The sequence below is a fragment of the Micromonospora sp. RTP1Z1 genome (assembly GCF_033804685.1).
Lineage (GTDB): Bacteria > Actinomycetota > Actinomycetes > Mycobacteriales > Micromonosporaceae > Micromonospora.
The window spans coordinates 35,743-49,459 of the sequence record NZ_JAPFQV010000049.1 but is presented as its reverse complement, the minus strand read 5'-3'; the positions used below and the strand labels follow the sequence as shown (position 1 = coordinate 49,459).

Genomic DNA, 13,717 nt, shown 5'->3' with positions numbered 1-13,717 from the left:
CCGAACCGCCACGCGTCATCAACGCGACACCCGCAACCGCCTGACCAGCACGAACACCCCGGCCTAGTGACACGCCATGTCACCGGGCCGACCCGTGTTTGCCCAGCTCAAGCCCCAGATTCGCGGATTATATCGAAGCGAAGCTGCGGAACGCAGGCCAAGACAGCAGCTGCAAAGAAGACGAAGTCTGCCAATCCCCGTCCACGCCGCACGGGTTAGAGATCAAGTTAGGGCGGAGCATCTATTGAGGATCTGCGGTACGTCTGCGGGTTGCCCGAATAGTGGCGATCACGCGGAGCGCCGCCGTTTGCGGCTCTTCGTGTTCCCAAACCCGAATCGACTGCCACCCGCCCTCAGCGAGCAGCTGATCCGTCTCGGCGTCGCGCGCCTTGTTGCCATCAATCTTAGTGTGCCAGAACTGCTGGTTGTCGCGGGCTGGCCGATAGTGATCAGGGCAGCCATGCCAGTAGCATCCGTCGACGAAGACAGCAATCTTTGCGCCAGGGAACACGACGTCTGCGGTGCGGCGCAGCTCCTCCAGGGGCCGCGTGTTCACCCGATATCTGAGTCCGCTCTGGAACAGGATGGAGCGCAGCTGGCGTTCCGGCTCGGTGTCCCGGCCCTTATTGCCCTGCATCGACAAGCGAACGGCTCGCGACTTGGCCCACGACCCCGGAACCGGCGCGGGCGGCTCGAGTAAACCCCTCTCCCGCGCCAGTCGCCAACCCTCCGCCAGGTTCAGAGCACGGGTGGCCTTGCCGACCTCTCCCAAATATCTGCTCGGCGAGCGGCCGCGATCCGACCAGCGCAGATACGCTCGGAGCCGTCGGGTCTTCGGGAGAAGCTTCAGCTCCACAGAGGCGCGTGCCTGACGGCCACCGTCGAGATCAACCCACCGGCGATCGGGGCCTCCGGCGGCTCGGTCCTGTTCCGCCGTTACCGCTCGCCGGCTACGTCCCTTACGGCCTTTCCAAGCCCGCTCAGGAGGGAGTGTATCGGCCCATGCGCGGTCGACCCGCCCTTCACCGCCAGTCATCGTCGACTTTCGGCCTCATCCAGCGCCGCAGCGATAGCACGTGCAAAGAACTCGCCCAACCGCACCGGGACCGCGTTCCCGAGCTGGCGCATCTGCTCACCTCTGGGACCTTTGAGGATCCAGCCATCGGGGAAGGTCATCACCCGCGCCACCTCCCGGACCGTCAAATATCGGTGGCGGTACCTCAGCGGACTATCAGCGGTCGGCTCGGAGAGCAAGTCGTCGGTGAGCATTACCGACTCGCCGCCCGGAACCCCGTGCACTCCCGCCTTCACAGTCTTCGCGGGCCGATCCAGCTCATTCGGTGTGTGACCTTGATAGATGCGAGCGTCCGGCCAACCAATGTGGTCGAGCACGCCACCGAGTTCGTACTCACGACGGTCAAGCTTGTCCCAGGGAACCGACGGCAGCGGCCGTCGCCGGTCGATCTCCTCCTTGAGCGCGTCACGCAGGGTCAACCAGGGAAGCTTTCCGTCGTCGAAGGGAATCCTCTTCGGGAGTCGCGACTCTACGTGTTCGCGGACATGGTACGGCACCTCCGGGTGCTTCCGCCAATACGAGCCGTCCTGAATGGAGCGAGCGAGTGCGGCCTCGGAATGAGTCGGCGCGATGGACTCCTTGAACCGCGTCAAGTCGACTTCAAGGTCGCATCGGAAGGCGACGATAATGATCCGGTTACGTATCTGCGGTACCCCATAGTCGGCCGCGTTCACCCGAGTGGTGACGACCTTGTACCGCTTCTTTGGGTCGGTGGGGGCCTCCGACAGACGCGCTTGGAGATTGGCGTCGTGTTCGCGCCAGCTGACCCCTTCTTCGCGCTGCTCGAAAGGCAGGGCAAGCTCTCGCTCGATGTAATCGAAATAGGGCCGAAACGACGGGCGCAGCAAGCCCCGAACGTTCTCGCAAATGACGGCCTTGGGCTGGATCTGCCGGATTGCCCGGAACATCTCAGGGAACATGTTCCGCCCGTCCTCGTCGCCCTTAGCGACCCCACCAAGGCTGAACGGCTGACACGGCGGCCCACCGGCAAGCAGATCAACCTGATCCCACAGGTAGTCGAACTTGATCTCCCGCACGTCCCCGGGAACCAACGGCCACGCCCGCCCGGCCGGAGGAATGAACTCCTCATCGCCGCGGAGCTCCGCCTTGTTGGCCTCTAGTGTCTTGCAGGCCCACTTGACGAGTTCGTTGACCAGGAGGGGACGGAAGCCAGCTCGGTGGACCGCCATCGCTAGCCCCCCGCCGCCGGCGAACAACTCGACCGAGGTACGGTCTTTGGTCTCCCGTGGCGGCTCAAGCATTGCGGAAGCATACCGCGGAGTTGTCGATCTTAGAAACCGCCTCACCGGCTGTCGCTCGCCGCTTGTCATCCTGGCCACCGGGAATCCGCTACACATTGGCCCCCGCCCTCCGATCTTCCGCGACCGTCATCCCCCTGACCCTTGCTTCATCAAGGAGAGAAAATTGGCCACCTGGAACGTGGGGCCCTTCGACAATGACGACGCGGCAGAGTGGTGCGAGCAGTTCGAGGCGGCCGCGCCCGCCGAACGGACCGAAGCGGTATCAGGAACGTTGAGGCGAGCGATTGCAGACCCGGCTTCTTTATCCGATGCGGCCGCAGCTCAGGCGATCGCCGCAGCCGCCGTAGTTCTTCAGGCCCACACCGGTTTGCCCGACCCGACCATCCCACACGCGCCTCGGTTCGTCGATGGCGCCGACTATATCGACGTCACCCCTGACCTGCTCCGACTCGCTACGGCCGCTATGGAAGTGATCATGCGGGAGGATTCCTCCTGGCGTCGGAAATGGGCCGACGACGTCGAGGGTGATCTCGCGGTCGAGGCAATGGAACGCCTCTACGCGGCGCTGGGCGGCGAACAGCACTAGCCGGCCGCCGCTGCCAGCCATTGCCGTCGCACGAAGTCCACATCAAGTCCGCAATGCTCAGCGATCCGGCGGAACCGCTTGAATCTCTCGGCATCGATCGGAACAGCGTCGGTCCCGTAGACAACGATCAGTGGACGCTCGCCCGAGTCGACCGCCTCATTCAACGCCGCCCAGGCCAGGTCGCGAAAGTTGCGCACCCGGCCCCAGCACACGTAGCGCTCCCGCGAGCCATCGGTGGCTTTACAGTGCATAGGCTTTTCGCGGATGGTCTCCGGCCGTACGCGCCAGCCGGGGCCCAAGATCGACGAGACGAACTCGCTCGGCGGCGTCAATTGCTTCGAGACGTATTGCGCGTACGATCCGAAGCTCTCGACGGCGCGCGCGTACTCCTTCAGGGGCCCGTCCTTGAGCCACACTCGCATGCCTTCCGACGTCATGTAGTCGGCGAGCACCCCTCCGATCGCGTCGTCCTCCACCCAGCGGGTGTAGTAGGCTGTCTTGGCGCGCACCGGAAGTTCCTCCCAGTCGAGCGCCTCCACTTGGCGATAGAGCTCGCGGATGACCTCGGCGCGGATCTTTTCCGGAACTGACGGCTCAGGCAACGTCCTACGTCCTTACCATTCGTGATTTCCCGTCGGGATACGCCGCTTAGCGGCGACCCGGTAGACCAAGGGCTTGGTGCCGGCTGGGACCGCCTTCTCAGGTAGCTCGAGCCGGATCGCCATGACGACTCCGTCCGGCCATGTGTCGTGCGGGAGGTCCTCGCAGGCGCGATCCTTGTCGATCACCGGATAGATGATCGCGCAGCCCGCCGTTGAGGTTCGACCACCGAGCGACGCGAGCCCGGCACGATGGAGGCTCTCCGAGTTTCCGCGCAGGCCGCCGTTTTCGATCTTGCGGCCGTGAAGCGAGAACGTGCCGAGGCCGGGAATGGTCACGCTGCGGTCCGAGCGCCGCTGCGGAAGCACGATGATCCATTTGTCAATGGCCCGGTCGTCCAAGCTCTCGATCCAGGCCAGGTCGGCTTTGAAGGTGTCGTCGGTCCGCCACTGGAGCTGCTTAAGAACATCGACCATCACGGCGTGGGAAACTTCGCCGGTCAACGCCTCGAAGCTCCGGGTGCCGGCGGACAACGTGCTCCTTTTCGACGCAACTCGCAGCAACGGGGTCATGACCTTGACGTTGTGCCGTAGCTTCTCCCGCTCGACCAGGGCGGGGTAGCCGGAGCTGGGCTCCTTGCTCGGGCTGCGCTTCTCAACGAGCTGGGCGTAGCGCATCTTGTTGGCCGCCGTGGGACGGAGCCCGTGCCGGGCGACCAAGGGCTGAATGTCGGCCGGGGTGACCAGCGGGCGCCCGTCCGCCATCACCGCGTACTGCCGCAACTCGTCGCGGAAAAGCTCTTCGTCGCGGCAGGCGGCCTCAAAGGCGTCGCGGATCTTGGCGGTGATGAACAGGCGGACGAGGTCGCGGTAGCCGGGCCGGAAGCCGAACCAGCGCCCCATCTGCATCAGGGCCTCGGCGTGCCCGACGGTACGGAGGTAGTAGGTGATCGTGAGGCCTTCGACGGTGAACCCGCGAGCCAGCTTGTTGCCGCCAACCAGGATCCTCCATACCGAGCGACGGTCGAAGTCCAGTTCTTCCTGATCCGGCTCCTTGTTGCTGTTGATCACCAGTACCGGGTCGCCGTTCGGCGCGATCCTGCGTACGACCCGCCCGATGAGCGGTTCGAGCTCCGCAAACGAAGCGGGCATCGGATATCCCAGACCGAGCCCGTGGGAGGCAGGAGCGAAATCGCCGTCGTAGAGCTCACGGAGCCTCCTCATGCCGGAAGCAAGCGTGTAGCCCGACCTACTCCACAGTTCCTGGATGGTCTCCGCGCGGATCTTGTGTTTGGCCTTCTTGGCGGCCTCGTGCACGAGCATCGTGTGGTGCCGGTAATGATCCTCATCGGGGCTCAGCCCTTGCCGGTACAGCTTAATAGCGCCGGCGAGCACGAACGAGTCGAGTGCCTGCTGAAAAGCGAACTCCTCGTCACCGTCATCGATCAGGCGGACATGCACCCTCTCCTTGGAATTCGCGAAGGTCCGCTCTGACTCGGGAACCGACGAATCAATGTCGTGGAAATCCTCGACACCCATGTAATCCAGCGGCCGGCGCAGGGCGAGTAGGTAGTCCGACGGGAACACGTCGTTCTTGTCGGTGTAGTCGCTGAAGACGTTGGCGAACGGCGTTGCGGTGTACCCCACGTATTGCACCCGAGGCAGCATTTGCAGCAGCGTCGAGATGCGCTCGTTGATAGTGGTGCGTTCCTTCTTGGCGTCCGCCGATTGCTTATCGGGATCGACGGTGTTGATAGACGCCTGGTCTGACTCGTCGTCGATGATGAGTGCGGGGATATCCTCGAGCCGGTCGGCGTTGTTCTTGAGGTCCGAGATAAGATTTTGCAGCACCGACTCGTTCTTCTTGACCACAATGAGCCGAGCATCGGTGAGGTACAGATTCTCCGGGCTCCAGACCGGCTTATTCTTGTCTGTGCGCTCGAACTCCAGCGCCGACAAGCCCTGCTGCAGCGAGCGGTAGTCGAAGCGACGGGTTGTCATCCGCCGGATCTCGGGCTTGCCCAGGGTCCTCGGCTGCACGCCGTACCGGTTGAATCGGCCTTTGATCCAATCCTCATCATCGAGGTAGTCAATATGCTTAGCGGCCTCGATGTCGTCCTCGTCGATGCCGCGGAGGATGTTCTCCCGGCCGACTAGCTCCATGTCCAGCCGCCGCTGGGTCTGTTCCCGAAGCAGGTTGGTCGTGCCGGTCATCACGATGATAAGGCGGTAGCCCGCGTCGATTGCCTTGGCGATGACCCCGGCGAAGTTCGCCGTCTTCCCGCTCTGCACATACCCGACAACCAGGCCCCTCGTCGGAACCGGCTTGCTTTGGGCCGGGTTGGCGAACCGTTCCAGTACCCTGCTGGTGGCCGCATCCAGACGAGTGATCGCCCCAGCTTTCCACTTCCTCCGCTTACGGAGGTAGGCCACGTAGTGGCTCCAGTAGAAATCGCGTTGCCGCTGAAGGTCAGCGGTGTACCACGGTTCCCACTCGCCGGCGATCACCGTGTCGTCGTCAGTGGCGATCGAGAAGTAGTCGGCGAAATCGGCGGCCGTCTTGTCGCCGAGGCCGAGCAGCTTCATGATCCGTGCCCGTCGCATCTCGGTGTTCGGTTTGGTGTCACCCATCCACAGGCCCGGCTCAATGGGCGCGTGATCCCAGGTGGCCAGCCGAATATGCAGCTGAACCCGGAGCTCGTCATTGGGGTCGGCGGCCGCGATATACTCCCGCAGACGGTCCTCTGACACATCGAGGGCGGGGTCGATGTCCTCCGCCTCGACGGCGGCCCGCCGCACCAGTGCCTTCGGCCCGCTGACCATCGCGCCGAGAGCACCGAGGTACGCGGTGACCAGTGGTTCGCTCATGGTGTCCTCACGATCCGAGTGCGGCGACGATGACTGCGGGAATGGTGACGGGGCTGGCAATGCCGTCCAGGTCAACTCGATAGCGAACCTGGATCAACCGAGCGATCGACAGGCCGGCTCGCTGCAGGGCGTCCGGCACCAACCGCGGGAACTGCTCGTCCACCTCAAAAGCGGCGCTCTCCGTGCGACGCTCCCAGCGCGACGTCAGCCGCTGGGCGTAGGTGGCGGACCACCCGGCCGCGCTCAGCTTCGCGTCGAAGTCGTCGCGAATCGTGCTGTGGAGAGTTGATCCCACCTCGTCAATCAGTTCCGGCAGCGTCTTCCCGAAGCCCGTACCTGCGGCCGTCAGTTGGTGCGACACGAGCCACAGCGGCCGGTTCGTCGTGGGCTGCAGCTGGGTGAGCGAATCGATCCAATGAGCGCGGCGCTCGCCGATCGTCGTCTTTACCTCGACGTCCGCAGCAGGCAGGCCGAAGTCGTGTTCCTCGCCCTGCGGACCTCGCCAGGCACCCACTGCCGCCGAACTGCCGACACTCGCCGCCAGGCCCCCGAGCGTCAATAACTCGCCGAACAGGCCGATCTCTCGCTCTTGAGAGATCGACTCCGGTTCGCGAAGGAGGGAGGCCAACTGTCCGAGCGTCTCCCGCAGCGCGTGAGCGGGCTTCATCCCCTCGGTCTGGATACGGTCGGCCATCGAGCAGAGCACGGGGTATGCATCCCGGAACAGGGCCGCCGCGACAACGACCACTTCCAGGTAGTGCTGTCCCTCGTGATCCGCCACGCGTGCGACGATGTTGTTCAGCCCGGTGACCGGAGCCTGAGTGTCCGGGTCGACCTCAATCCGCAGACCGAGCTCCGGCTTCGCCGGTCGAACGAACACGGACACGGCCGGTGTCCCGCGGATCGGCAGGACGACCGGAACTTCGCTTGCGAGATACCGATCGAAGCTCTCGACCGAGACGTGACGTCTATCCACGTTTACCGCCGGCGTCATCGGCGCTCCGCTTGCACGGCGGTGGTGAGAACGGACTGCCACAGTTCGATATTGTCCTTGTCGCGCGCGCCGTGGTAGTTGCCCTCGAACGAATCCGCCACTAACAGGTACAACAATGCTTTGACCAGCGGGAGATCGTTCAGGCCACCGTGCTTGCCGCCGAGCAGCATCTTGCGGTAGCGCTTGTTGAGCCACAACGTGCTCTGTTCTCGATCCACTTGGAAGAACGAGTCGTCCACGAAGGTCGCCCAGCGGATTGCGATGGGATCACGGCCGAGGATCGGTGGCACCTCCTTAAGGATCACGTCCTTGACGGTGGACGGCAGGCCGGACCCGGGATGAATCATCGGCGTTCGCTTCATCGAGCGGGCGTTCGCCGTTCGATAGACCTGCTCGGCCAGGTCAAAGTAATCATTGAAGCTAATGCCGTCGGACGACCGAGCCGCTGCGGCAAGGCGGGAAAACTCCAGTCCGACGAGCACCCGGGATTTCTCCGCGTTCATGTGAAACATGCCGGCGATGTCCCCGTCGATGTCGACCTCGACTCGCGCCAGCTGCAGCTTCGCGTGCGACACGTGGATGCCTTCCCAGCCGCCGAACTGCAGTATCCGGTCCCGGCGGTAGAAGTAAAGCCCCTGATAGTCGACCGGCGTCCCCCGCAGCCGGTAGGACGGGGTGCTGCTCTTGCCCGGCCAGATATGGCATGTGAAGGAGATGTCGACACCGTCGACAGTGGCGGTCAGGGTCTTGGGGTAGCCCTCAGCACCCGGCCGTGAGTATGCGAACGGGTTCAGCGGGGTGACTGGGATCGGAGGTCCGAGATATGCCTCATCTACGTCGTAGACCTCGAAGTCGACGCTCAGCCGCTCCTGTTCGAGGAAGCGATGGAACACGATCCCGAGATGCTGGCACGCGCCGGTGATCAGCCGATCGATGAAGATCTCAACGCGATGCGCCTCCGACCCGGCCGGGAAAGTGACGACATCATCCCACCGGATGATGGTTCCGGACTTGCCGAGCGAGATTCGCCAGTCCCGGTCGAACTCTGCGGTGACGAACGGAGCGGGAACGACGTCGCACGAGAAGTCCCGCTTCGTCGCGGTGTTCACCCGCCACCTGCGGCCGACCGGGTCCTGCCCGGCAGCGCGGGACATGACGGTAAGGCTGCGTGCCTGACTGAACGACGCAGCCTTGAGTCCGAGCCCAAAGTGTCCGAGGTCGGAATTCTCGTAGTCACGCCGCCCGCCTACCGTCATGGCCGTATCTATCTTGTCGGGAGCCATGCCTCGGCCATTGTCGGCCACATAGAGCACGCGCGGAAGACCGCCCGCGACGACGAGCCTGATCACGACATTGGTGGCGCCGGCATCGACCGAGTTGTCAACCAGGTCAGCGAGCGCCGTCTCGAGCGAGTGGTTCCGCCCGATCGCGTCGAGCGCCCTCGGATCCGGTGGCAGATCGATACTGCCGTCAGTTGGAACATCCGGGATCCAGTCGCTCACCACGCCTCCACCGTTACTGTCCTCCTGGTTGGCGTGCTCCGCAACCAGCAGAGGATCCGCCGCGTACGCCTCAAGCGTCCGTCGCCGGTGGTCGTCAATCCAGACCTCAAGACTGGGATCGGTCTGACGCCAGGGCGCACGTTCACTCATCGTCAAGCTCCCTCAGGCTGTGTGCTGGATCAGTAGCCATGGCGTGTGTCGTCCTGTAGCTGCCTTCGACCGCGACAGCTGTTGCGGACTCGCCGGAGGCACCAAGGGAGTAGTCCGCAGCCGAGAGCTGGGCAATGCGCAGCTCGGGCGCCTCATTCGCTAGGCGGTCGATTAGATCGTCGACCTGCTCGTTCGTCTGCGCGATGACGCTCCGCTGCTCGTTCCTGGCGGCGACTTCCACCGCAGTGCGCACACCAATCGTCGGCCTGCCGGCCCGAGGCGGCGAGTCGACCACGACGCCCCGGCGTTCGGCGGAACGTAGGTCAGCAAGAACCGCCGAGGCCACACGCTTCGCCTCCACCCCAGGCGGCAGTGCCAGCTCGGTAAGCACCGTCACCCCACTTCCCACTGACGGTGCTCGGACCCTATCGCCCTTGGTCCTGCTGGCGGGACCCCCCAGTATTCAGCCGTTTAGTCGGTCCCGGCTGCCCTACTTGCGCTGTCAATAGCCTCAGAAGTTGATATTGCTGCGGGGCAACCAGTGATGGTGGCCGATGACATTTGCCCTGATCAGCGGTAGTGGCCGCCCGCCCGGGCTAGCGAGCCACGGGCACGGCGAGAGGTGGATTACACCCACCCGCCCCGGGCACTCGGCGGTGCGGCGAGGCCTGTCGCCTGTCCGAGATCTGACAATCGCGGAAGTAGAGGCAGCGGGCCGAACCACGGGGGCCGTGGCGCTCAGTCCCTCATTGCCGTCAGGGTGCCAACCGACCATGGCCCACTGGGGCGGCTGCCCGATCCGTCACCTCAGCGGTTGGCGAGCCGTTCCCGGCGCGCCCACAGCGCCCGATCGGCGGCCCAACCTCGCACAGAGTGGTGGCCGCCGACCCGTGGTCGGCGGCCACCGGTGTTCGAGCCATGAATTGGCTATTGGACGGCTACCGCCTGCTTGTTGTAGTTCCTGCCCGCACCGTCCGGCTTGTAGTTGCTCTCAACGTTGCCGGCGATGTCGATCGAGAACCAGTTGACGGTGGTGTCGCTGTTCACTGCGATGTTCTGGACGCCCTCGCGCATGCCGGCCAGGGCCAGCTTGGGCGAGTTGTAAGTCGGCCGGCTGCCGTCGAGCGTGTAGTAGACGTTCGCCGGCTCACTGATGCTGAAGGTGAAGGCCGTGGCACCCGGTTCCTGCTTGACGATCTTCAGTGTGGTCTGCGGCTGGATCTTGTCCGTCGCGTACGCCCGGGCCACCTCGAGGATGGCGATGTTGCCGTTGGCGAACTCCATCGCCTCCTCATGCCCCTCGGCGAACGACGGCTGGAAACCGACCGCGGTGAACCGCTTGGTCGTCGGGTTGTACACGTCCGCGCCGACCTCGAAGTCCCAGCCGATGATGCCCCGGTTGTACCAGTGCTCGTCGGCGCTGTTACCGGCCGCCGAGTACAGCACGTCCGTCACCGGTCCGGTGCGGCCCGGCCAGATCGCCGTGCCACGGTATTCCTGCACCCTGGAGAGGATGTAGTCCGAGGAGGTCCAGAAGTACGCCTCGGTGCCCTGGTCCACCCGCGGCAGCACCTCCCGCCCCGCGGCCTTGTACGCCCCCGGCGGCCACATGAAGTACCCGCCGTAGGAGTGGGTGTTCATGGAGAGCTTGATGTTCGGGAACTTGTCGACCAGCCAGACCTCGTTGCGCGCCTCCGGCTCGGACAGCTCGCTCGGGCCGGCGAAGGTCTCGCCGGTGCAGTTGGTCGCCGACGCGCCGGTGAAGCCGTCGAAGACGGAACCGACCGAGAAGTTCCGGTTGATGTCCACGCCCCAGGCGTTGCGGGCAGCCGGGTCCGCCAACGACGCCGAGCAGTAGTTGGTCATGTTCTTCCGCTGCATGTTGTAGTCGTACATGCTGTAGTGCGCGCCGTCCGGGTTGACGACCGGGAGGATGAAGATGTCCAGGTCGTCGACGATTTTGCGGGTGTTCGGGTCGTGCGCGTAGTTGCGCAGCAGCCGCTCGGCCGACTCCACGCAGACCAGTGGGGTCACCCACTCCCGGGCGTGCTCCTGGCAGTAGAGGAAGACACCGACCTTCGAGCCGTCGCGGTGCTTGCCGATCCGCAGCGCCTTCATCTGGAACGGCTCGCGGGACACGCTCGCCGGTGCCTTCAGGTTGTCGGTCAGGTTGGTCACCGGAGCCGCGGCCACCACGCCTGTGCCGGCGTTACCCCGGTACGTGCTGGCCGTGAGCAGCTTGGCCGCGTCGGCGTTGCCGTTGACGGCGGCGACGACCTGCGCCGCCGTGCTGGTGATCGCGCCGGAGCCGTTGGTGGCCAGGCTCACCGTGACGGCCTTGCCGGACATGCTCACGGTCAACGGCGCGTTCGCCGTGCCCGGGTTGACCAGCGACATGCTGACGTCGTTGCCGCCTTCGGAGCCGTACGCCGTCGAGGTGACGTAGACGATGCTCGCCGCGGCGGTGCCGAACTGCGCCTGCGCCTTGCGCCGGTAGCCGTTCGTCTTGTACGGCAGGTCGATCAGCTCGGTCAGCTTCGGGAACTCCGCGGCCAGCCCGGTGAACCGCGCGGTGACCTCCGTCGGGTCCATGTAGTGGTCGACGAAGTCCGACACGTACGGGTGGTCACCGGCGACCTTGCGCGGGCTGCCCAGCCATTTGGCGACGTCCACCGTGACCGAGCCACCCTTGTTGCTGGTGATGGTGGCCTTGGCCGGCGCGGCGTTGATGGCGACCGGGTTGCTGAACCGGTGGTACATGTACTGTCCGGCGTCGGTGAACCGGGACATGGTGGCGGTGCCGCCGGAGCCGATCTCCGTGCCTGGCCCGCTGTCCCAGCTCGCCGTCAGCACCGTCGTCGAGTCGGTGCCGGCGCTCGACTTCACCTCGATGTTGAGGAAGAGCTGGTTGTTGAGGCTGGAGAACCATTCGGACCGCAGCACGGTCAAGGTGTCGGTGCTGGCCGTCGCCGCCGTCGCGGCTCGGATCGAGGCGGACCGCTCGGCCATGTTGTCCGCGTAGTCGCTCTGGTCGGAGATGGCGTCCTGCACGTCGAAGCCCTTGTCCCGCAGCGCCTGGCTCTCCTCCGGGCTGAGGATCGCGTGCACCTCGATGCCGTTGTCGACCGGCTTGACGTACTCGGCGAGGTCGACGCCGAGTTCGTTGAGGCGGTCGATGCCCGACTTGTCGGCGACGACGATGCGCATCAGGCCGACGCCGTTCTGTTCGCCGGTCGACGACCGATCGGGCACCACCGCGCTGCCCGACGTCGGACTCGCCAGGCCGGGTGCGCTGACGGCGAGCGCCAGCGGTAGCACGAGCAGGGCCAACAAGCGGCGTGGTCCGTTGGATCTTCTTGTACTCCTCATGAGAGTCCTTCCAGGCGAGGCGATCCTGCCGGCCGCGCAGTCGAGGTCAGACGACCTCGGCTGCCGCAGCTCCGCAAAGTGTGATCGCCGCCTCACCATCAGTCAAGATCGATGGAAGCGGGAGCAGCTGGAAGGTGACCGGCCGCCACCGGGAGGATCACATCGGCGCGGTGCTTGAGAGCGCCGACCGGCGCGTACTGCCGAAGCCGTTGGGCTTCGGAGTACGCGCCCGCCCGCTGACGTCGCCCCCTCGACGAGTCAGCGCACTCCGTACGCCCGGATGAGGTCCTGGGTGACCTTGGCGCCGTGCTCGTCGGTGAGCTGGACGCGCAGGGTGACGTTGCGACCGGCGGCCGACGAGTTGTCCACCGTGGCCACGTAGCCGCCGCCTCTCGCGGTCACCGGCGCCTCCACCCAGGTGGTGCCGTCGTCGAGGCTGGTCCACACCTTGGCCGAGACGATCCGCCCGGCGTCGTAGTCCGCCTGACCCGCGCCGGAGACGGTGATCTCGAAGCCGGGCGCCGCCGGGGTGAGGTTGTACTCGTCGAGCGTCATGTCGTACGACAGGATGACCAGCGGCAGCACCGCGACCGTGTCGTCGTCGGCCGGCCGCTGGGAGCGGAACTCGAAGTTGGTCATGGTCCGGGTCGACATCCGCCAGTTCGGTGCCTGCACGCCGCCGGCGATGCCCTTGTTGGTCATAACATTCAGCCGATAGTCGGCCGGCCCGGTCGAGACCACCCACTGCCCGGACGCAAACGGGCTCTGGCCAAGAGACGTGCCGTTCTCGAACAGCGTCGCGAGGCCGAAGTCCCCGAAGTCCGAGCTGAAGGTGTAGTGACCCGCGGCGTCCCGGTAGTAGGGGAACGCCACGCCCATGAGGTTGGCCTGCCGCTCGCCCATGTGCGCCGGCCGGAAGTCGGCGCCGAGCGCGATGCCGGTCGGCACCGGCTGCTTGTACCAGCTCGTGCTCCCCTGCTCGCCGGCCCGGTACGTGGTCGGGCACCGAGGCGAGCACCTCAGTGAAGATCGGTCCGCTCATCGCCATCGGCTGCCAGGCGACGCCCGATGAGAAGTACACCGTGCGCCGCTGCGGCGACTCGACCGCCTGCCGGTTGCCGAGGAAGACCCGCGTGCCGTACGGCCGCACGGCCGTCGTCAGATCACCGAACGTGCCGCCGGTGCCTTGCGCGTACCACTGCTCGTCGACCGCGGCCACGTCCGAGTCGGCGGCGTCGAAGGACAGCACGTTCGGCACCTTGTGGTCGCTGGTCAGCGCCGGGTTGTAGACGTACGGGCTCTTCGCGATGCC

The 13,717-nt window shown here is 65.3% G+C and carries 11 protein-coding genes; 2 read left to right on the top strand and 9 right to left on the bottom strand.

Going from position 1 to position 13,717, the window contains the following annotated elements; translation table 11 throughout:
• Positions 1-241: 241 nt before the first annotated feature.
• Complete coding sequence (locus SLP03_RS22585; protein WP_319462625.1) at positions 242-637, bottom strand: very short patch repair endonuclease; 396 nt, start codon at positions 635-637, stop codon at positions 242-244.
• Positions 638-1,032: 395 nt separating this feature from the next.
• A complete protein-coding gene (locus tag SLP03_RS22580) occupies positions 1,033-2,337 on the bottom strand; it encodes a DNA cytosine methyltransferase (RefSeq protein WP_319462620.1) in 1,305 nt (434 codons plus the stop codon).
• Between the two features lie 163 nt (positions 2,338-2,500).
• On the opposite strand from SLP03_RS22580, the gene SLP03_RS22575 reads away from it, so the two are divergent.
• Entirely contained in the window at positions 2,501-2,923 is a 423-nt protein-coding gene (locus SLP03_RS22575; protein ID WP_319462619.1) for a DUF4259 domain-containing protein, read from the top strand.
• Here SLP03_RS22575 and SLP03_RS22570 read toward each other — a convergent pair.
• The 7 genes from SLP03_RS22570 to SLP03_RS22540 all read right to left on the bottom strand — a co-directional run bounded on the left by SLP03_RS22570 (position 2,920) and on the right by SLP03_RS22540 (position 13,353).
• Positions 2,920-3,525, bottom strand: coding sequence for a hypothetical protein (locus SLP03_RS22570; protein ID WP_319462618.1), 606 nt, complete (start codon positions 3,523-3,525; stop codon positions 2,920-2,922). The genes SLP03_RS22575 and SLP03_RS22570 overlap by 4 nt on opposite strands.
• Positions 3,526-3,537: 12 nt before the next feature.
• The gene (locus SLP03_RS22565) at positions 3,538-6,390 is read right to left on the bottom strand and encodes a Z1 domain-containing protein (protein ID WP_319462617.1); all 2,853 of its coding nucleotides are present in this window, start codon (positions 6,388-6,390) and stop codon (positions 3,538-3,540) included.
• A gap of 7 nt (positions 6,391-6,397) precedes the next feature.
• Positions 6,398-7,384 (bottom strand): PD-(D/E)XK motif protein, encoded by a 987-nt coding sequence (locus SLP03_RS22560; protein ID WP_319462616.1) that lies wholly within the window; start codon positions 7,382-7,384, stop codon positions 6,398-6,400.
• Positions 7,381-9,036 carry an ATP-binding protein gene (locus SLP03_RS22555; RefSeq protein WP_319462615.1) on the bottom strand — a complete coding sequence of 552 codons (1,656 nt, stop codon included), beginning with the start codon at positions 9,034-9,036 and terminating at the stop codon, positions 7,381-7,383. The genes SLP03_RS22560 and SLP03_RS22555 overlap by 4 nt, the downstream gene beginning before the upstream one ends.
• The gene (locus SLP03_RS22550; RefSeq protein ID WP_319462614.1) at positions 9,029-9,433 is read right to left on the bottom strand and encodes a hypothetical protein; all 405 of its coding nucleotides are present in this window, start codon (positions 9,431-9,433) and stop codon (positions 9,029-9,031) included. Before SLP03_RS22550 ends, SLP03_RS22555 begins: the two co-directional genes overlap by 8 nt.
• 530 nt (positions 9,434-9,963) lie before the next feature.
• Positions 9,964-12,369 (bottom strand): M14 family zinc carboxypeptidase, encoded by a 2,406-nt coding sequence (locus tag SLP03_RS22545; RefSeq protein ID WP_319462613.1) that lies wholly within the window; start codon positions 12,367-12,369, stop codon positions 9,964-9,966.
• A 294-nt stretch (positions 12,370-12,663) separates the two neighbouring features.
• Positions 12,664-13,353 carry a hypothetical protein gene (locus SLP03_RS22540; RefSeq protein ID WP_319462612.1) on the bottom strand — a complete coding sequence of 230 codons (690 nt, stop codon included), beginning with the start codon at positions 13,351-13,353 and terminating at the stop codon, positions 12,664-12,666.
• A gap of 74 nt (positions 13,354-13,427) precedes the next feature.
• On the opposite strand from SLP03_RS22540, the gene SLP03_RS22535 reads away from it, so the two are divergent.
• Entirely contained in the window at positions 13,428-13,694 is a 267-nt protein-coding gene (locus SLP03_RS22535) for a hypothetical protein (protein WP_319462611.1), read from the top strand.
• The last annotated feature ends 23 nt before the right edge of the window (positions 13,695-13,717 follow it).